The organism is Micromonospora sp. WMMD736 (assembly GCF_049179015.1).
Lineage (GTDB): Bacteria > Actinomycetota > Actinomycetes > Mycobacteriales > Micromonosporaceae > Micromonospora.
In genome coordinates this window covers 4394002-4412054 of record NZ_JBMHMI010000001.1, presented here as the reverse complement: position 1 = coordinate 4412054, position 18053 = coordinate 4394002, and the positions used below count along the sequence as shown (strand labels likewise).

Annotated in this window: 19 protein-coding genes; 10 read left to right on the top strand and 9 right to left on the bottom strand. The window is 71.1% G+C overall.

What is annotated here, in order from left to right; genetic code table 11:
* The first annotated feature begins 31 nt into the window (after positions 1 to 31).
* Positions 32 to 259 carry a hypothetical protein gene (locus ACN269_RS19805; protein WP_421473820.1) on the top strand — a complete coding sequence of 76 codons (228 nt, stop codon included), beginning with the start codon at positions 32 to 34 and terminating at the stop codon, positions 257 to 259.
* A gap of 10 nt (positions 260 to 269) precedes the next feature.
* Here the strand turns inward: ACN269_RS19805 and ACN269_RS19800 are convergent, their stop codons facing one another.
* The 6 genes from ACN269_RS19800 to dnaA all read right to left on the bottom strand — a co-directional run bounded on the left by ACN269_RS19800 (position 270) and on the right by dnaA (position 6727).
* Positions 270 to 902, bottom strand: a complete 633-nt coding sequence (locus tag ACN269_RS19800; protein WP_421473819.1) for a DUF721 domain-containing protein — start codon at positions 900 to 902, stop codon at positions 270 to 272.
* Complete coding sequence (gene recF, locus ACN269_RS19795) at positions 892 to 2025, bottom strand: DNA replication/repair protein RecF (protein WP_421473818.1); 1134 nt, start codon at positions 2023 to 2025, stop codon at positions 892 to 894. The genes ACN269_RS19800 and recF overlap by 11 nt, the downstream gene beginning before the upstream one ends.
* Positions 2026 to 2041: 16 nt before the next feature.
* The gene (gene gnd / locus ACN269_RS19790) at positions 2042 to 2914 is read right to left on the bottom strand and encodes a phosphogluconate dehydrogenase (NAD(+)-dependent, decarboxylating) (RefSeq protein ID WP_421473817.1); all 873 of its coding nucleotides are present in this window, start codon (positions 2912 to 2914) and stop codon (positions 2042 to 2044) included.
* A 38-nt stretch (positions 2915 to 2952) separates the two neighbouring features.
* The gene (gene dnaN, locus ACN269_RS19785; RefSeq protein WP_355048570.1) at positions 2953 to 4086 is read right to left on the bottom strand and encodes a DNA polymerase III subunit beta; all 1134 of its coding nucleotides are present in this window, start codon (positions 4084 to 4086) and stop codon (positions 2953 to 2955) included.
* Between the two features lie 212 nt (positions 4087 to 4298).
* A complete protein-coding gene (locus ACN269_RS19780) occupies positions 4299 to 4571 on the bottom strand; it encodes a hypothetical protein (RefSeq protein ID WP_421473816.1) in 273 nt (90 codons plus the stop codon).
* Positions 4572 to 4906: 335 nt separating this feature from the next.
* Positions 4907 to 6727: a chromosomal replication initiator protein DnaA gene (gene dnaA / locus ACN269_RS19775; RefSeq protein ID WP_421473815.1), complete on the bottom strand. Its 1821-nt coding sequence runs from the start codon at positions 6725 to 6727 to the stop codon at positions 4907 to 4909.
* A 622-nt stretch (positions 6728 to 7349) separates the two neighbouring features.
* Here dnaA and rpmH point away from each other — a divergent pair.
* From rpmH to ACN269_RS19730, 9 genes are all read left to right on the top strand, one after another.
* The gene (gene rpmH, locus ACN269_RS19770) at positions 7350 to 7487 is read left to right on the top strand and encodes a 50S ribosomal protein L34 (RefSeq protein ID WP_007453904.1); all 138 of its coding nucleotides are present in this window, start codon (positions 7350 to 7352) and stop codon (positions 7485 to 7487) included.
* Positions 7488 to 7521: 34 nt separating this feature from the next.
* Entirely contained in the window at positions 7522 to 7938 is a 417-nt protein-coding gene (gene rnpA / locus ACN269_RS19765) for a ribonuclease P protein component (protein WP_421473814.1), read from the top strand.
* Between the two features lie 44 nt (positions 7939 to 7982).
* Complete coding sequence (yidD, locus tag ACN269_RS19760; protein ID WP_421476447.1) at positions 7983 to 8228, top strand: membrane protein insertion efficiency factor YidD; 246 nt, start codon at positions 7983 to 7985, stop codon at positions 8226 to 8228.
* 2 nt (positions 8229 to 8230) lie between these two features.
* Entirely contained in the window at positions 8231 to 9217 is a 987-nt protein-coding gene (gene yidC, locus ACN269_RS19755) for a membrane protein insertase YidC (protein WP_421476445.1), read from the top strand.
* 213 nt (positions 9218 to 9430) lie between these two features.
* Positions 9431 to 10033 (top strand): protein jag, encoded by a 603-nt coding sequence (locus ACN269_RS19750; RefSeq protein WP_421473813.1) that lies wholly within the window; start codon positions 9431 to 9433, stop codon positions 10031 to 10033.
* Positions 10034 to 10173: 140 nt separating this feature from the next.
* Positions 10174 to 10872 (top strand): 16S rRNA (guanine(527)-N(7))-methyltransferase RsmG, encoded by a 699-nt coding sequence (gene rsmG / locus ACN269_RS19745; protein ID WP_421476444.1) that lies wholly within the window; start codon positions 10174 to 10176, stop codon positions 10870 to 10872.
* Positions 10873 to 11391: 519 nt separating this feature from the next.
* Positions 11392 to 12426, top strand: coding sequence for a ParA family protein (locus tag ACN269_RS19740; protein WP_421476443.1), 1035 nt, complete (start codon positions 11392 to 11394; stop codon positions 12424 to 12426).
* A gap of 27 nt (positions 12427 to 12453) precedes the next feature.
* Positions 12454 to 13479: a ParB/RepB/Spo0J family partition protein gene (locus ACN269_RS19735; protein ID WP_421473812.1), complete on the top strand. Its 1026-nt coding sequence runs from the start codon at positions 12454 to 12456 to the stop codon at positions 13477 to 13479.
* A 648-nt stretch (positions 13480 to 14127) separates the two neighbouring features.
* The gene (locus tag ACN269_RS19730) at positions 14128 to 15189 is read left to right on the top strand and encodes a hypothetical protein (protein WP_421473811.1); all 1062 of its coding nucleotides are present in this window, start codon (positions 14128 to 14130) and stop codon (positions 15187 to 15189) included.
* 257 nt (positions 15190 to 15446) lie between these two features.
* Here the strand turns inward: ACN269_RS19730 and ACN269_RS19725 are convergent, their stop codons facing one another.
* The 3 genes from ACN269_RS19725 to ACN269_RS19715 form a co-directional block, all read right to left on the bottom strand.
* Positions 15447 to 16448: a D-alanine--D-alanine ligase family protein gene (locus tag ACN269_RS19725; protein ID WP_421473810.1), complete on the bottom strand. Its 1002-nt coding sequence runs from the start codon at positions 16446 to 16448 to the stop codon at positions 15447 to 15449.
* 7 nt (positions 16449 to 16455) lie between these two features.
* Complete coding sequence (locus ACN269_RS19720) at positions 16456 to 17769, bottom strand: PLP-dependent aminotransferase family protein (protein WP_421473809.1); 1314 nt, start codon at positions 17767 to 17769, stop codon at positions 16456 to 16458.
* Between the two features lie 88 nt (positions 17770 to 17857).
* Positions 17858 to 18028 (bottom strand): hypothetical protein, encoded by a 171-nt coding sequence (locus tag ACN269_RS19715; protein WP_421473808.1) that lies wholly within the window; start codon positions 18026 to 18028, stop codon positions 17858 to 17860.
* Positions 18029 to 18053: the final 25 nt, after the last annotated feature.

Here is an 18053-nt window from a genome sequence, read left to right as displayed (position 1 = left end):
TTGATGGTGACAGCGCGGGAGGGACCGGCAGATGAGCGAGGACGGCGCCACCAGCAGAGAACCGGGTGAGGGTGGTCGACTCCTGAGCTGGGCCTTCCGGCACTTCGCCGGGCCGGCCGACGGTGTGCAGGGCGCGGTGCAGGGCGGTTCGACGGCCGCCCGCGAGGCGTGGAAACGTGACCTGGCCGAGCGCAAGCGCTACACGCAGGAGCAGCGCGAGCGAAAGCGTGCGGCCCGGGAGGCCGGTCGGCGGCGCTGAGCGGGCCGGCTCAGCCGTACGTGTCGCGCGGTCCCCGCCCGCGCACCCGGCGTGGGCCCTTCTGCCACGACGGCGCGGCCGGGCCGTGGATGTGCAGCTTGCGCACCACGTTGTGGCCGACCTCCTGGGCGATCTGCTTGAGCAGCGAGCCGGCCAGCAGCCGGAGCTGCGTGGCCCACGCCGTCGATCGGGCCTCCACGGTCAACTCGCCGTCCTCCAGCTTGACCGGCCGGCTGTGCTGGGCCACCTCCGCGCCGACCACCCGCTCCCACGCGCCGAACACGGTGGCCTCGGCCGCCGGCTGCTGCCAGCCGCGCGCCTTCACCAACCGGTTCAGCACCGCGCCCAGAAGCTGCGGGTCGCGCGGGTCGGGCCCGGGGCCCGAGTAGCCACGCAGCCGCCGTCCCGAGCCGCCGGTGCCCTCGGTGCCACCGCCGGGGGTACGCCGGGTGCGCGCTGCCGCCTGTCGGCGGGACAGCGCGGCGTCGAGCACCGCCCGCGCCAGTTCCGGGCCGCTGGGCCCCGCCGGCTGCCCGTCGGTCGCCCCGGCCTGGGGGGTACGCCCACCGGCAGCGTCCCCGGCCTGAGGGCCGCTGCCGGTGGACCTGGCGCGCGCCGACCGGTTCTCCGGCTCATCCGACATGCCGTACCGTCCCCTCGCCGACCTGGTAGCGGGTGCCCCGCAACGCGGCCGGAACGTCGTCGTCGACGGCACAGGTGACCAGCAGTTGGCTCGCCCCGCCGACCAGTTCCGCCAGCCGTTCCCGACGGCCGGCGTCCAACTCGGCGAAGACGTCGTCGAGCACCAGGACCGGTTCGATGCCGTCGGCGCGCAACAGGTCGTACCCGGCGAGTCGCAGCGCGAGCGCGAACGACCAGGATTCGCCGTGGCTCGCGTACCCCTTGGCCGGCAGCGGGCCGAGCGACAGGGCCAGCTCGTCACGGTGTGGCCCGACGAGCGTGGTGCCCCGTTCGATCTCGGCGGCCCGCGAGGCGGCGAGCGCGGTGGTGAGCGCCTCGGCGAGCGTGGCCCGGTCGGTGGTCGGTTCGGTCAGGTCGACCGACGGCCGGTAGGTGATGCCGGCCGCGCCCCGGCCGGCGGCCACCGCGTCGTACGCCTTGGCGACGTGCGGGGTGAGCGCGGCGACCAGTTCCAGCCGGCCGGCGAGCAGTTCCGCGCCGTGCTGGGCCAGGTGGGTGTCCCACACCGCGAGGGTCCCCAGGTCGCCGCCCCGGGAGCCGCCGGTCTTGCGGGCGAGGTAGGCGGTGCGCAGCAGGGCGTTGCGCTGCTTGACCACCCGCTCGTAGTCGGCCCGGACACCCGCGTAACGGGGTTGCCGGTTGACCAGGAGATCGTCGAGGTAGCGGCGACGTTCGGACGGATCGCCGCGGACCAGCTCCAGGTCCTCCGGCGCGAACAGCACCAGCCGCAGCGCCCCGAGCACGTCGCGCGCCCGCCGGGCGGGAGATCGGCCCAGTCGGGCGCGGTTGGCCCGCCCCGGCACGATCTCCAGCTCGACCAGGAGTTCCCGCCCGTCGTGGACGACCGCGCAGCGGATCACCGCCGAGGAGGCGCCCATCCGGACCAGTGGCGCGTCCGTGGCGACCCGGTGCGAGTCCAGGGTCGCCACGTAACCGAGCGCCTCGACGAGGTTGGTCTTGCCGACGCCGTTGGCGCCGATCAGGACGTTCGCCCCCGGCTGGAGGTCGACGGCGACCCGCTCGTACGAGCGGAAGTCGACCAGTTCCAGTCGGCGGACGTACACAGGTTGTGGATACCGCTCAGCGCTTGTGGACGGCGTGGCCGCCGAACTGCTGGCGCAGCGCGGCAACGGCCTTCATGGCGGGCGAGTCGTCCTGTCGCGACTGGAACCGGGCGAACAGGGAGGCGGTGATGACGTTCAGCGGTACGGCGAGCCGAACCGCCTCGTCGACCGTCCAGCGCCCCTCGCCGGTGTCCTCGGTGTAGCCGCTCAGGTCGGCCAGCTCCGGATCCTCGTCGAGAGCCCGATCCAGCAGGTCGAGCAGCCAGGAGCGGACGACGGTGCCCTCGCGCCACGACTTGAACACGCCGGGGACGTTGGTCACCAGCTCGGAGGCGGTCAGCAGCTCGTAGCCCTCGGCGTAGGCGTGCATGAGGCCGTACTCGATGCCGTTGTGCACCATCTTCGAATAGTGGCCGGCGCCCACCGGGCCGGCGTGCACGAAGCCGAACTCGCCCTCCGGCTTGAGCGCCTCGAAGATCGGCATGAGCCGGTCGACGTGCTCCTGGGCGCCGCCGACCATCAGGCCGTAGCCGTTCTGCCGGCCCCAGACGCCCCCGGAGACGCCGACGTCCACGTAACCGATACCGCGCGCGTTCAGCCGCTCGGCACGGGGAGCGTCGTCGCTGAAGCGGGAGTTCCCGCCGTCGATGATGATGTCGCCGTCGCCGAGCACCTCGGCGAGTTCGTCGATCGTGGCATCGGTGACGCCGGCGGGCACCATGACCCATACGGCACGCGGCGATTCGAGCTTCTGTGCCAGCTCGGCGAGGTTAGCCGCGTCGCTCAGCTGCGGGTTGTGATCGAATCCGACCACTTCGTGGCCGGCAGCCCGCAACCGCTCGCGCATGTTGCCGCCCATCCGGCCGAGTCCTACCAGGCCGAGCTGCATTTGTTCCTACCTCCGTGGATCTGGTGTTGCTGGGCCGATCAGCGAGAGACGCGGATCGGCATGATGAGGTACCGATACCCCGGAATGACCTCACCATCCTCGCCAGCGGGTGAGATCACCGCCGGCTTGAAAGCGTCGACGAACGAGAGCATCGCGGTCTGCGCACCGAGGTTTGCGAGGCCGTCGATGAGGTACTGGGGGTTGAAGCCGATGGTGAGCGGGTCACCGGTGAAGGTGGCCTCCATCGCCTCGCTCGCCCGTGCCTCCTCGGACCCGCCGGCCTCGACCACCAGGCCGTCGGCGCTGAAACTGAGCAGCACCGGCGTGGTGCGCTCGGCCACCAGGGCGACCCGCTTGACCACCTCGATCAGCGTGCTCACCGACACCCGCGCCTCGGCGTTGTGGGTGGCCGGGAAGAGTGAGCGCACCGGCGGGTAGTTGGCACCGTCGAGCAACCGGCTCGTGGTGCGACGGGTGCCACCCGCGAGGCCGACCATGCCCTCACCCGCCGCGCCCTGGGCGAGGGCGAGGGTGACCTCGCCGCCCAGCGGGCCGAGCGCCTTGGCGGTGTCGTTCAGGGTGCGGGCCGGGACCAGCGCGTTGATGCTGACCTCGGGGTCGTCGGGTCGCCACTGGATCTCGCGCAGCGCCAGCCGGTACCGGTCGGTGGCGAGCATCGACAGCGTGCTGCCGGAGAGCTCGACGCGGACGCCGGTCATCATCGGCAGCGTCTCGTCACGGCCGGCGGCGATGGCCACCTGGGCGACCGCCGTGGCGAAGGCCGCGGCGTCGACGGTGCCGGCGCTCTGCGGCATCTCGGGCAGGGCGGGGTAGTCCTCCACCGGCATGGTGGGCAGGGTGAACCGCGCGCTGCCGCAGACCAGCTCGAGGTGGGCGCCGACCGCGGCGATGTCGACCGGCTTGGCCGGCAGCGCCTTGGTGATCTCGGCGAGCAGGCGGCCGGAGACCAGCGCGGCGCCGTCGGCGTCACCCTGCACCTCGACGGTCACCTGGCTGGAGACCTCGTAGTCGAAACCGGAGACCCGCAGGTTGCCGTCGGTGACGCGGAGCATCACCCCGGCGAGCACCGGTACGGACGGCCGGTTGGGCAGGCTCTTCGCGGTCCACGCCACGGCCTCGGCGAGCGCGTCGCGCTCCACTCGGAACTTCATCAATGCCTCCGCGTCGACGTCAGCGACAACTCTCTCATGCCGACCGCTGCCTACCGTCCCGCCCGACCGTGCGGGTGTCCATCGCACCTTAGGGCGCGGGGACATCGGCTGTGCGCCCGACCCCATGGATCGTGTCGATGCTGACCGGCCTGTCCGGCAGCGTTCGGCCCGATCCACAGAAAGCCCAACGGTGATGATTGGTTTTTGTTCTCTTAGAAGAGATAACCCATCGTCTTCATCGCACCTGTGCAAACTGTGGAGAACTCGGGTCTGCGCAGCTCAGACAGGTTATCCACCGGTGAGTTGGCTGTGGAGAACCGGGTGTGAAACCGCGCCGGTCGTCCACAACCCGGCGACGCGGGCCGGTTGTCCACCGTTGTCCACCGGTTGTCCACCGGTAATCCACCGACTTTCTCCCCAGGGTTGTGGACGGCCGAGAAGATCACCATTGCCGTTGTCCCCAGAACCTTCAACAGCTCGTACATACCTCGACGATCATCGGTGGATAACCTCGACGTTGTCCCCAGGCGTCCACAACGTCGTACACAGGGTTTCTCCACAGCCTGTGGGTAACCGACGCGGGACCGAACGTAGTTATCCACCGACGGTGGATAACGAGTTGTGGACAACGAGTGAGCTTCGAGGTGGACACGGCACCGATCCTGTGGCCTACACCATGTCGAGGGTCAAGCCGAAGCTCTCGTCGGGAGGCGGTACGAGCGCCGTCCACCGGGGATCGAGGCGGCCGGACGCCCAAAGAAGAACGCCCGACCGGAAATCCGGCCGGGCGTGTCCCGGGAGTCGCGCGGCGTCGTACCCCTCAGGTGTTCTGCTTGATCCGGTTGGTCAGCTCGGCGATCTGGTTGTAGAGCGAGCGCCGCTCGGCCATCTGCTGGCGGATCTTGCGGTCCGCGTGCATGACCGTGGTGTGGTCTCGGCCACCGAAGGCCTGCCCGATCCTCGGCAACGACAACTCGGTCAGCTCCCGGCACAGGTACATGGCGACCTGGCGGGCGTTGACCAGGACGCGGGAGCGGGACTGGCCGCGCAGATCCTCCAGGCTCACGCCGAAATAGTCGGCCGTGGAGACCATGATCTGGTCCGCCGTGATCTCCGGGCCGGCGCCGTCCGGGATGAAGTCCCGCAGCACCTCCTCGGCGAGCGACAACTCCACGGTCGAGCGGGTGAGGCTGGCGAACGCGGTCACCCGGATCAGCGCGCCCTCCAACTCCCGGATCGAGTTCGAGACCCGGGAGGCGATGAACTCCAGCACGTCCGGCGGGGCGTAGAGGCGCTCCTGTGCCGCCTTCTTCTGCAGGATCGCGATCCGCGTCTCCAGGTCCGGCGGCTGGATGTCGGCCAGCAGACCCCACTCGAAGCGCGTCCGCAGCCGGTCCTCCAACGTCGCCAACTGCTTCGGCGACCGGTCGGACGTGATCACGATCTGCTTGTTGGCGTTGTGCAGGGTGTTGAAGGTGTGGAAGAACTCCTCTTGCGTGCGCTCGCGGTTCTCCAGGAACTGGATGTCGTCGATCAGCAGGATGTCGACGTCGCGGTAGCGCCGCTGGAACGCGCTGGTCTTGTCGTCCCGGAGCGAGTTGATGAAGTCGTTGGTGAACTCCTCGGTCGAGACGTACCGCACCGACCGGGCGTTGCCGAGCGTCGTGGCGTAGTGCCCGATGGCGTGCAGCAGGTGCGTCTTGCCCAACCCGGAGCTGCCGTAGATGAACAGCGGGTTGTACGCCTTCGCCGGCGACTCGGCCACCGCCACGCTCGCCGCGTGGGCGAACCGGTTGGACGAGCCGATGACGAACGTCTCGAACATGTACTTCGGGTTCAGCCGGTTGCCACCGGTGTCGGCGCCGGGCAGTCGGCGCTCGTCGCGCCCCCCGGGGCGGTGCTCCATCCCGCTGCGACCCGGGCCGCTGTCCGTTCCGCCGTCGCGGGGTAGGGGACGGATCACATGCTGGTCCCGGGGGGACGTGGCGTCCTCGCGGTAGCGGGGCTCGTACGGCCGGGTGTCGGGGCCGGGCGGGTCGAGGCGGGCCGCCTGCTCGTCGTACCCCCGCCGTTCGGGCGCAGGCCGGGACGACCGCATCGGTTCGACGAAGGCCGCGCTGAACAGCGCCTCCTGCCCGTCGCGGCTGGCCGGGATCAATCCGGGCCGGTGTCCGTCCACCGTCGTCGCGGGGGGCGGGCCTGTCGGCGCCGGCGGTACGGCGGTCTCGGGCAACCGCGGCTGCTCACCCAGGGCGTCGTCGGTCAGGGACCGTCCGGCGTACTCGTCCGCCCGCGGACCCGCGGGCGGCTGGTCGACGTCGAGTGGCCCGGGCTCCGGGGTGCTGCGGTAGACGGTGCCGGCCGGGCGGCCGGTGGCGTCCTCGGCCACCCGCACGGTCACGGCGACCTGGATCGGCCGGCCGAGCCGGCGGGTCAGCGCCTCGGTGATCGCCGGGCGGAGCCGCGACTCGATCACATCCCGGGTGAACGCGTCCGGCACCGAGAGCAGCGCGGTGTCCTCGACGATCGCCCGCAGCCGGGTCAACCGGAGGTAGGCGCGCTGCTGAGCAGAGATGATCTCGTCGGCGAGCTCGTCGGTCGCCGCCAACCACACCGCGGCAAGGTCGGTCGTACCGGCCACCGTCGTGCCACCCCCTCGCCTCTGCTCCCGGCCGCCGCTGTCTGCCAGCCGCCCGTCCCGGGCCCGCCGCGTGCACGGGTGGAACATCACCCACCCGGACAACTGACCAGCGCTCGTCCACAGGTTATCCACAGCCTGTGCACCGACCGATTGTGGCCGCCCGCCGGGCGCGGGACCTGCCCCTGCCTGGACGGCCGCTGAAGCGGGTTCACCGTGCCGAACGATTCACCAGCGTGTCCGGTCTTGCCTGCGCGCGACGACCGGAGCATCCGACGCTCACCGCAATCGGGCACGGTAACAGCGTTGTCCCTGCGCCATCAACCGGCGACGCCCCAGCGACCTTGTCGGCATCAGCGAAAACCGCCCCTTCGGTCCCGGGCGCGTCCCGACCTCCTCGCTGTGGATGTTTGACGGTCATTGCACCCCTGCGTAGGCTGGAGCGGCTGCTCTCTCGCCCTCTGCTAGGGTGATGGGTGCTTGCTGTCCGCGGTCGTTTCCCCGCATCGCCGGTCCCGAACCGCAGGGCAGCACCGAACGGTGGCCATCGTCGAGGTGGCCTGGACCACCCCACGACCCCGGCGATCCCGTCGCGCGGGGCGCGTACGAAAACGGAGAGCCTGACGTGAGCAAGCGCACCTACCAGCCGAACAACCGCCGGCGCGCGAAGACCCACGGCTTCCGGCTGCGCATGCGCACCCGTGCCGGCCGTGCCATTCTGTCGAGCCGTCGCGCCAAGGGTCGCACCACCCTGTCGGCCTGAGCCGACCGGGCCGGTCCGGGGGACGTGGGCAGTCGTGCTGGCCGCCGCACAGCGACTGCGGCGCAGCACTGACTTCGCCGCAGCGGTTCGTGGTGGCCGACGCGTCGGCCGAGGGGCCGTCGTGGTCCACCTGACCATGCCGCCGGCCACCGACCACAGCACAACGACCTCGCCGAAGCCGGCGTGGGCGTCTGGGGCGGAGCAATCCTCCGCCCCGGCCCGCGCCGGTTTCGTCGTATCCAAGGCGGTCGGCAACGCGGTGGTCCGTAACAAGGTCCGGCGTCGCCTCCGAGCGCTGGCCCGGGAACGGCTGGGCGCGCTGCCCGACGGCAGCACCCTGGTCGTCCGGGCACTGCCCGCCGCGGCCGAGGCGTCGTACGCCCGGCTCACCACCGACCTGGACGCCGCCATCGCGGTTGCCCGGTCACCTCGGGAGAGGCGGCCCCGGTGAACGCCGGTCCGACCGCCACCCGCCCGACGTCGACCGGTGCCAAGGTGCTGATCGCGCCCATCATCGCGTACCGTCGGTGGATAAGTCCGGCACTGCCGGCACGCTGCCGGTTCTACCCGTCGTGCAGCGCGTACGCCCAGGAGGCGCTCGTGCGGCACGGCGCGTTCCGGGGGGTCGTGCTGGCGGTCCGGCGGTTGCTGCGCTGCCACCCCTTTCACCCTGGTGGACATGACCCGGTTCCGGAGCCGGGCGGTCGCCGCCGTGTCGATGTGACTGGAGCCCCGAATTGAGTCTGAGTCTCGACTGGATCTACTACGCGATTTCGTGGATCCTGCTGACCTGGCACTCGGCGTGGGACGCCATCGGGGTGCCGGTCGGCGCGGTGGTCGGTACGAACTTCGCCTGGATCCTGGCCATCGTCTTCCTGGTGGTCACCGTCCGGGTCATCCTGTTCCCGGTCTTCGTCAAGCAGATCAAGTCCCAGCGGGCGATGCAGGCGCTGCAGCCCAAGGTCAAGGAGCTGCAGGAGAAGCACAAGGGTGACCGGGAGACGCTCCAGAAAGAAATGATGGAGCTGTACCGGAAGGAAAAGGCCAACCCCCTGATGGGCTGCCTTCCGATGTTCCTCCAGATCCCGGTCTTCCTGGGCCTCTTCCACGTGCTCAAGCGACTTGATCCGGCGAACAGGGGCAAGACGCTCTACGGCTGGACCGTCGACCAGTTCGAGAGCGCCTCGCAGGCGAAGCTCTTCACCGCCCCGATCGCCGGCAAGTTCGGCTCGACCGCCGACGAACTGGCCCGCCTCGGTGCGAACGGCAGCACCGTCAAGATCATCGCTGGTGTCCTGGTGCTGGTCATGATCACGACCACCTACCTGACCAGCCGTCAGATGATCCTCAAGACCGGCTGGGCCGAGGACCCGCAGCAGCGGATGATCCAGCGCCTGATGCTCTACGGCATCCCGGCCTCGCTGCTGATCTCCGGCGCGATCTTCCCGATCGGTGTGATCATCTACTGGGTCACGAACAACCTCTTCACCCTCGGCCAGCAGCAGTGGGTGCTGCGGAAGTTCCCGCCGCCGGTGACCGCCAAGAAGGCCACCGCCCCCGCGGCCAGCCGCAACCCGGTGCAGCCCGCCAAGTCGGGTGGGCTCTTCGGGCGGGGCAAGGCCGCCCCGGCCGCGCCCGTCAAGGCTGCCGCGCCGAAGGTGGCGGGCCCGAAGCCGGGTGCCAAGCCCGCCAACCCGAAGAAGAGCCGCCCCGCCAAGCGGCAGGGCTGACCGCGTGCGGCCGTCGCCGGGAGACCGGCGACGGCCCAGGCCCCGCACCGAGCAGCCGCCGTACGGCCGGCGCCGGGCGGAACCGGCCGCGCGCGGCGCGGTCACGGGCGACACTGCCCGTACAGACGTGCCCGTGGGCACCGGCGACCTCCCGCCGGCCCCGGGAAACCAGCGGACCCGACGGTCCGGCCGAGCGAGTACGGAGATGACACCGTGACCGAGACCAGCATCCCCCGCGCCGACCAGTCCCTGGACGAGGAGGAGACCGCGACGCTGGACGTGGACGGCGACGACACCGAGACCGACGACGACACCGAGGCCCCGGCCGGTGGTCGTGGGAAGAAGAGCACGGGCGAAAGCGACCTGTTCCGGCAGAGCGAGATCGCGGCCGACTACGTCGAGGGGCTGCTCGACATCCTCGACTACGACGGCGACATCGACGAGCTGGTGGCCGGCGGCCGTCCCGTCGTCGAGGTGGTCGGCTCCCGGTTGCAGAACCTGGTCGGCCAGCGTGGCGCCACCCTGGAGGCACTCCAGGAGTTGACCCGGCTCGCCGTCTTCCGGCAGACCGGTACGCCGAGCCGCCTGCTGCTGGACGTCGGTGGCTACCGGGCGAACCGTCGCAAGGAACTCGCCGCCGTCGCCAAGAACGCCGTCGAGAAGGTGAAGGAGTACGGCGAGCCCGTGCGCCTGGAGGCGATGAACGCGTTCGAGCGCAAGTGCGTCCACGACGTGGTCAACGCCATGGCCGGCGTGGCGAGCGAGTCGGAGGGTGTCGAGCCGAACCGCCGCATCGTCGTACGGCCGGCGGACTGACTCCGTTGACCCACGACGACACCGCGGCTGATGCCGTGACCGGCCCGGGCGGTACGCCGTCCGGGCCGTCCCCTGTCCGGCGTGACGACGAGGCAGGCAACGGAAGCCCGTCGCCGGTCGATGCCGCGTTGCCGCCCGAACTGGCTCCGGCCGCGTTGACCCTCTTCGGTGATCGGCTCGACCTCGCCGCCGCGTACGCCGAACTACTCGCCACCGACGGGGTGGTGCGCGGTCTGATCGGTCCGCGCGAGGCACCCCGGATCTGGGACCGGCACCTTCTCAACTGTGCCGCCGTGGTCGAGCGCATCCCCACCGACGCGAGCGTGCTCGACGTGGGCTCCGGCGCAGGGCTGCCCGGCCTGGTGCTGGCCATCGCGCGTCCCGACCTGACGGTCACACTGATCGAGCCACTCGCCCGGCGGACGTCGTTCCTCATCGAGGTCGTGGAACGGCTCGGCCTGACCCGATCGGTGCGGGTGTTCCGGGGTCGCGCCGACGAGGCCGCCAGCGGGTCGAGCGGCCGGGACCCGATCAGCGGTGACGTGGTGACCGCCCGGGCCGTCGCGCCGTTGGACCGACTGGCCACCTGGTGCCTGCCGCTCGCCGTACGCGGCGGTCGACTGCTGGCCCTCAAGGGATCGTCGGCGGCCGCCGAGATCGAGGAGCACGCCACCGTCGTGGAGCGTCTCGGCGGCGGGGAGGCGACCGTGCACCTCTGCGGTGTCGGCGTCATCGACCCGCCCACCACGGTGGTGGAGATCGTGCGGGAGCGGATGGTCGGCGCGGCCCGACCGGCGGCGAGTAAGCGCTCGCGCGGCGGGCGGGCTCGCCGCCGCTGACCACCGCGCCATCGGGCGTCCGGTCGGCGGGTTGCCTCGTTGTATCGGTACGGATGGACGAGGGGATGAGAACCCGACGTGGACCGGCCACGCCCGTCCGCCGTAGGCTGGCCGCGCGTCGATAATGTGGAGCGGCCGACGGACGTCGCGGACTCCGACCGCTCCCGAGGGGCCGTACGCTCCGGGGTGCGAGAGCGGATGTGGCCAAGTTGACCGGGGCGCGGACCGACCATCCGAAGCGGGCAGGGATGACAGGTGCATGACGACGGCAGGTACGACGATCCACGCGTGACCGGGTCAACCAGCGACCCTGTTTCACGTGAAACCGACTACCCGAGCTGGTCTCCCGGAGCGGCCGTTCCGGTGAACGACGATGTTTTCACCGCACCGGACGAGGCAGTGGCTCCGACCGAAGGGCCGGAGTCGACGGCCGGTCGTCGGGCGGCCGACGGACCGAGCCGACCCGCCAATGCCGCCGACGTACGGCAGACACCCGGTCGGCGGAACCGAGCTGCGGCGGTGCGGTTCGAGCCCGCTGTACCCCACCAGCAAACCGCCACAGCGGCGCGCGACGCCGCGCCGGTGCTTCCCGACGTACCGGTCGCATCGGCCGAGTCGTTGGCGGCGGTCGCGTCCGACCCCACGTACGTTTCACGTGAAACCCCGACGCGCGAAGAGGATGACCCACCGTTGGCTATGGAGGCGATGCGCGCCGTGCAGATCCTGAATCCCAGTGGCGAGGTGACCATGCCTCGACCGGACCGGACCCGGGTCATGTGCGTCGCCAACCAGAAGGGCGGCGTGGGTAAGACCACGACCACGGTCAACCTCGCGGTGGCGCTCGCCCTGCACGGCAATCGGGTCCTCGTTGTCGATCTGGACCCCCAGGGCAACGCGTCGACCGGACTGAACGTGCCCCACCACACCGGCATCCCGGACGTCTACGACTGCCTGATCAACAGCGTCCCGCTGGCCGAGGTGGCGCAGGCGGTCGAGGGCATCCCCAACCTCTGGTGCGTACCGGCCACGATCGACCTCGCGGGTGCGGAGATCGAGCTGGTGTCCGTGGTGGCCCGCGAGTCGCGTCTCGATCGTGCCATCGCCGCCTACCCGGGCCAGTTTGACTATGTCTTCATCGACTGCCCGCCCTCGCTCGGCCTGCTCACGGTCAACGCCCTGGTCGCCGCGCAGGAGGTGCTGATCCCGATCCAGTGCGAGTACTACGCGCTGGAAGGCCTCAACCAGCTGATCAACAACATCAACCTGGTGCGGCAACACCTCAACCCGAAGCTCGACGTCTCCACCATCCTGCTCACCATGTACGACCGCCGTACCCGCCTCGCGGATGCGGTCGAGCAGGACGTCCGGAACCACTTCGGCGACAAGGTGCTCCAGGCGGTCATCCCCCGCAACGTGCGGGTGTCGGAGGCACCCAGCTACGGCCAGTCGGTGATGACCTACGATCCCGGTTCGCGGGGCGCCACGAGTTACTTCGAGGCCGCCCAGGAGATCGCCGAACGGGGCGTCAAGGAGCCGGTGGGCCGGAATGCGTAGTGGGGACGAGTCGCTGGGAGGCGTGGCATGAAGAACCGCCCTCGGGGCGGTCTGGGGCGGGGCCTGGGGGCTCTCATCCCGACCGGGCCCGTGCCGGGTGCCGCCGGCACCGTGACTGCCGAGCCGGAGAACGGCAGTGTCGTCGACGCTGACGAGGGTGCGCCCTCCAGTGCCGTCAACACGGCCCCGGTAAGCGCCGCCGCTCACCAGCCGGAGCCGGTACTCAGCCCCGTCCCGGGCGCCCGGTTCGCCGAGATTCCGGTCGACGCGATCATGCCGAACCCGAAGCAGCCCCGCCAGGTCTTCGACGAGGACGCGCTCGAGGAGCTGAAGACCTCCATCCGGGAGGTCGGCTTCCTCCAGCCGATCGTGGTGCGCCAGCTCGACGACGAGAAGTACGAGCTGGTGATGGGCGAGCGCCGTTGGCGGGCCGCCCAGGCGGTGGGACGGGACAACATCCCGGCCATCGTCCGGGACACCCGGGACGACGCCATGCTCCGGGACGCGCTGCTGGAGAACATCCACCGGGCCAACCTGAACCCGCTGGAGGAGGCCGCCGCGTACCAGCAGTTGCTGGAGGAGTTCGGTGCCACCCACGAGGAGCTGGCCCGTCGGATCGGTCGCAGCCGCCCGCAGATCTCCAACACGATCCGACTCCTCAACCTGCCGGCCCAGGTGCAGCGGCGGGTCGCCGCCGGCGTCCTCTCCGCCGGCCATGCCCGCGCACTGCTCAGCCTCGACGACTCGGACGCCCAGGAACAGCTGGCGCTGCGGATCGTCGCCGAAGGGCTGTCGGTGCGGGCCACCGAGGAGATCGTGGCTCTGACACTTAACGACGGCCCGGCGAAGGGGCAGGCCGCGAAGCGGCGACCGAAGCCCCACGCGCCCGCCCTGTCGGATCTTGCCGACCGCCTCTCGGACCGCTTCGACACGCGGGTGAAGGTCGACATCGGTCGGAGCAAGGGCAAGATCACCATCGAGTTCGCCACCGTGGATGATCTGGAGCGCATCGTCGGCATCATCGGCGTACAGGAGGAGGGGTCGCAGGACTGACGTCCGCGACCCGCCGTCCGAGGGCCGCGCCTCCCCAGGGAGGCGCGGCCCTCGCGCGTACGGCTCGTTTCACGTGAAACCCACGCCGACGCGGCTCGCTGGGTCTTGCCTCGACGTCGACGCGGCCTGCCGACCGGATGAGTTCGGTCGTTACGGCCCACGAGGGCGGCTCAGGCGGTTGGGTGAGCCGGGAGTGCTCGCTGAGGCCTTGCGGCCGGCAGCGGCCCTCTCAGGCGACGCGCGGGCCACTGCTCGCTGGGCCCGAGTCGCCGCGCGGCCGGCCCCGAGCAGGGGTGGTCCCGTTTCACGTGAAACGGCTCCCAGTGGGCGGGGCACCCAAGCATCCCGGCAGCGTTGAACGAGTGGCGCTGTGCGCGGCCGGCACGACAGGCCGGAACGATCGAGGGGGCGAAAAGTTATCCACACCGGTTGTCCACAGGCACCCCTCGTTTCACGTGAAACGCCGCGTGGGAGCGGGTGGCAGCCTGTGGATGACCGCGTGTATGAAGGCCCTCGGCAGCCTGTGGATATCGATTCGCTGGCCGATGACGACGGGCCGCAGCGATCGACGACGGACGCTGATCGGGGCAGTTGGAACCGGTCGAACAGGTAGGGACAGCGGTGCCAGACTCGGTTAGGGTCAGCGTCGTGCGCGACACCCCTCCCTCAGTCCCGGACTTCACCCAGTGGCCCTCCTTCCCCTTCGAGGGTGAGCTGCGGGTGAAGCAGCTCGACGACCCGGTCCCGGTCGAACCGCCCCGCAAGGGCGAGGGCCTCCGGGAATGCACCGCCTGCAACGCACCTGACGACGCCTACATCTGGGTGGGAGAGCGGTGGCGGGTCCGTGCCATGGACCGGCCGACCGGTCTGCCGATGGTGCTCATCCTCGAATCGCGGAGTCACCTCGACCTGGGTGACCTGCCGAACCTGCTCGCCGCCGAGTTGGGGGTGATGACGGTACGTCTGGAGCGGGCCATCCGATCGTTGGACGGCGTGGCACGGGTGCACGTGAACCGTTGGGGCGACGGCTCCGCCCACCTGCACATGTGGTTCCTCGCCCGGCCGTACGGCCGGCTCCAACTACGGGGAACCTTCCTGTCCCTGTGGGACTCCATCCTGCCGCCGATCTCCGAGGAGCAGTGGCGGGAGAATCTGGCGCTCGTTGCCGCCTGGCTCGCCGAATTCGGTGGCCGACCGTTGGCCGAGCCGCCCCGCATCCAGTGGCAGGCTCCATCGAGCCTGCTGGCCCAGTCCGCGGCGGCAGCGGCACACGCGGCAGCCGCTGACGATGACGCCGTGTCGGTCATCGAGGCAGCCGAGGAGATTCCGGAACCGTCTATCGAGGACGCCGACGCCGACAGTCGTGACGGCGATCCGGTGGCCCCCTCGGTCGAGGACCACGTCCCCGCAGCCGCCCCAGCCGTCCGAGCCGCCTCAGTCGGCGGCAGCGGCGACGGCGACGGCGACGGTCATCCGGCAGTCGAAGCGTCCTCCCCTGCCGCGCTCACGTTGGCGGTCGGGTCGGCCACCGATGCCGGGGCGATCTCCGAGTCGGGCCGCGATGCCGAGTCCGGCCGCGACGTCGGGTCGGGCCGCGATGCCGAGAGTCACGCCTCCCGGAGCCCGATCGTCCCGTCGCCGCGCAGGACTCCCACCGACGACGTCAGCGAGAGCGGAATGAACCCGCCAGACGTGAGCGCCGCGCACTGATCACCGGTTGCGGGCGGGGTCGGCGGGTTGGCCCACCCACGTCAGCCCCACCCTGCCTCGGCAATCCACGGCCGCCAAGGCCGCGCGCGTCGGAACGGCGAAGCCGCGGGCGTCGGAACGGCGAAGCCGCGGGCGTCGGGACGGCGAGGCCGCGGGCGTCGGGACGGCGAGGCCGCGGGCGTCGGGACGGCGAGACCGCGCGCGTCGTTGAACGCACGGCTCCGAGCGTCGGGGCTGTAGCCGGTACGAAATCCGGGTCAGGAGGCGTGGCGGGCGGCGGCCCGACTGACCAGGACGCCGAGCAGGCGGCCGAAGTCCAGGCCGGCCGCCTGGACGGCCAGCGGCAGCAGTGAGGTCTCCGTCATGCCGGGCGAGACGTTGACCTCCAGCACGTGCGGATGACCCTCGGCGTCCACGATCACGTCGACCCGGGACAGGTCCCGCAGACCGAGTGCGGTGTGCGCGGCCAGCGCCACGTCGGCCACCGAGGCGGCGACCTCCGGTGCCAACCGGGCGGGAGCGTGCCAGGTGGTGCGGCCGGCGGTGTAGCGGGCGGCGTAGTCGTACACGCCGTTGCGTGGCACGATCTCCACCGGTGGCAGTGCCTGCGGGCCGTCTCCCAGGTCGACCACGGAGACGGCCACGTCGATCCCGGGTACGTACCGCTCGACGAGGGCCGTCGGGTCGTACGCGAAGCAACCGACCATCGCGGCGGGGAGGGACGCGGCGTCCCGGACCACGGCGGCGCCCAGACCGGAGCCGCCCTGCGCCGGCTTGACCATCAACGGCAGGCCGAGCCGGTCGGCGATGCGGTCCAGCACGGCGACCGCTCCGAGTTCGGAGAAGCGGTCGTGCGGCAGGGCCACCCAGTCGGGGGTGGGGATGCCGGCCTCGCGGAGCACCGCCTTGGCGGAGGGCTTGTCCCAGGCGAGCCGGGAAGATCGGGCGTCACAGCCGACGTACGGGATGTCGCACAGGTCCAGCACTCCCCGCAGTGAGCCGTCCTCGCCGGTCGCGCCGTGCAGGGCGATCACGACGGCGTCCGGCGGATCGGCGGTGAGGGACGGCAGGAGGGCCACGTCGGCGTCGCGCAGTTCGGCGTCGACGCCGACGGCGCGCAGGGCGTCCAGCACGCGTCGACCGGAGCGCAACGACACGTCCCGCTCGTAGGAGAGTCCGCCGGCGAGGACCAGCACTCGCAGGTCGGCCGCGACGGCGGAATCGGTCACGGAGAAGCGCTCGGCAGCGGTCGTACCCATGCCGGCATCATGCCAAGTCGGGACCCGGCACGTCGGAGCCGGGCCGGCCGCGACGGCCGGCGACGCCGCCCACGGCACCGAAGACGCGCCGCGTCGCGAGTTCCTGCTCCATGACGCCCGCCAACCGGCGTACGCCCTCGCGGATGCGCTCCGGGGGCGGGAAGCTGAAGTTCAGCCGCATCGCGTCGGTGCCCGTGCCGTCGGCGTAGAAGCCGGTGCCGGGCACGTAGGCGACTCGGGCGGCGATGGCGCGCGGCATCATGGCCTTGGAGTCCAGGCCCTCCGGCAGGGTGGCCCAGACGAAGAGCCCGCCGGTCGGGGTGGTCCAGCTGGTGCCCTCGGGCATCAGATCGGCCAACGCGTCGAGCAGGGCGTCACGGCGTTCCCGGTAGACCTCGCGGTAGACCTTGAGCTGCTGCCGCCACGGCATGGTGCCCAGGTAGGTGGAGACGGCAGACTGGGCGTAGACGCTGGGGCAGAGGATCTGCGCCTCGCTGGCGATGACCATCTTGTCGCGGACCGCGTGCGGCGCCAGGATCCACCCCACCCGCAGACCGGGGGCGAACGTCTTGGAGAAGGTGCTGATGTAGAAGACGCCGTCGCGCCGCCGGGCCCGCAGCGGCGCCGGGGCCTCACCCTCGAAACCCAGTTGGCCGTACGGGTCGTCCTCGACCACGAGCAGGCCGGCGCGCTCGCAGATGTCGAGGACGCGCTCGCGGCGTTCCTCGCTGAGCGTCACGCCGGCCGGGTTCTGGTAGGTGGGGATGGTGTAGAGGAACTTGACGCGTCGGCCGGCCCGGGCGAGGTCGGCGATGGCCGTCTCCAACGCCTCGGGGATCAGCCCGTCGGCGTCCATCGGCACGTGCGCCACCTGCGCCTGGGCGGCCTGGAACACGCCGAGCGCGCCCACGTAGGTGGGGCCCTCGGCGAGCACCACGTCACCGGGATCGAGGAAGAGCCGGGCCACCAGGTCGAGCGCCTGCTGACCGCCCACCGTGACCACCACGTCCTCGGGCGAGGCGCCGCACGCGGCGTCGATGCCGGAGAGCGCCATCACCTCGCAGATCCGCTCGCGCAGTTCGAGGGTGCCCTGGCCGATGCCGTACTGCAGGGTGGTGTTGCCGTGCTCGGAGCCGAGCCTGCCCAGCATCTCGCCGACCGCGTCGAGCGGCAGCGCGGCGATGTACGGGGCGCCACCGGCGAGCGACACGACCTCCGGTCGACTGGCCACCGCGAAGAGTGCTCGGATCTCGGAGGCGGTCATCCCGCGCACGCGCCGGGCGTACCGGTCGGTGTAGTCGTCGAGTGTCGTGCCGGTCATGACCTCACCTCGATCACTGCTCGGGTGGCTACCGCCCCGGGTACCCCGCCTGCTCGCTTCCATGGCGGCGGCACACCGATTGTCGATCCTAGTCGGCCGAGGCCTGGTTGCCGCCCTGCCGGAACGGATCGACCACATGGCGGACCCCCGGGTCGGGGTGGGGGATCTGCGCGTCCCCTCCCGTACGGTCGATCGGCGGCGTACGATCGCTCGTCGGGGGCAGGAAGGCGGCGCTGTCGTTCCATGCCGGTCTCACCACCGAGCCTAATTCTGGGGATGCGCCA

Coding starts and splice junctions, on each gene's coding strand:
- ACN269_RS19805 (WP_421473820.1), top strand. CDS start 32: ATGAGCGAGGACGGCGCCACCAGCAGAGAACCGGGTGAGGGTGGTCGA.
- ACN269_RS19800 (WP_421473819.1), bottom strand. CDS start 902: ATGTCGGATGAGCCGGAGAACCGGTCGGCGCGCGCCAGGTCCACCGGC.
- ACN269_RS19725 (WP_421473810.1), bottom strand. CDS start 16,448: ATGGGTACGACCGCTGCCGAGCGCTTCTCCGTGACCGATTCCGCCGTC.
- ACN269_RS19735 (WP_421473812.1), top strand. CDS start 12,454: ATGAAGAACCGCCCTCGGGGCGGTCTGGGGCGGGGCCTGGGGGCTCTC.
- dnaN (WP_355048570.1), bottom strand. CDS start 4,086: ATGAAGTTCCGAGTGGAGCGCGACGCGCTCGCCGAGGCCGTGGCGTGG.
- ACN269_RS19780 (WP_421473816.1), bottom strand. CDS start 4,571: ATGTACGAGCTGTTGAAGGTTCTGGGGACAACGGCAATGGTGATCTTC.
- ACN269_RS19720 (WP_421473809.1), bottom strand. CDS start 17,769: ATGACCGGCACGACACTCGACGACTACACCGACCGGTACGCCCGGCGC.
- gnd (WP_421473817.1), bottom strand. CDS start 2,914: ATGCAGCTCGGCCTGGTAGGACTCGGCCGGATGGGCGGCAACATGCGC.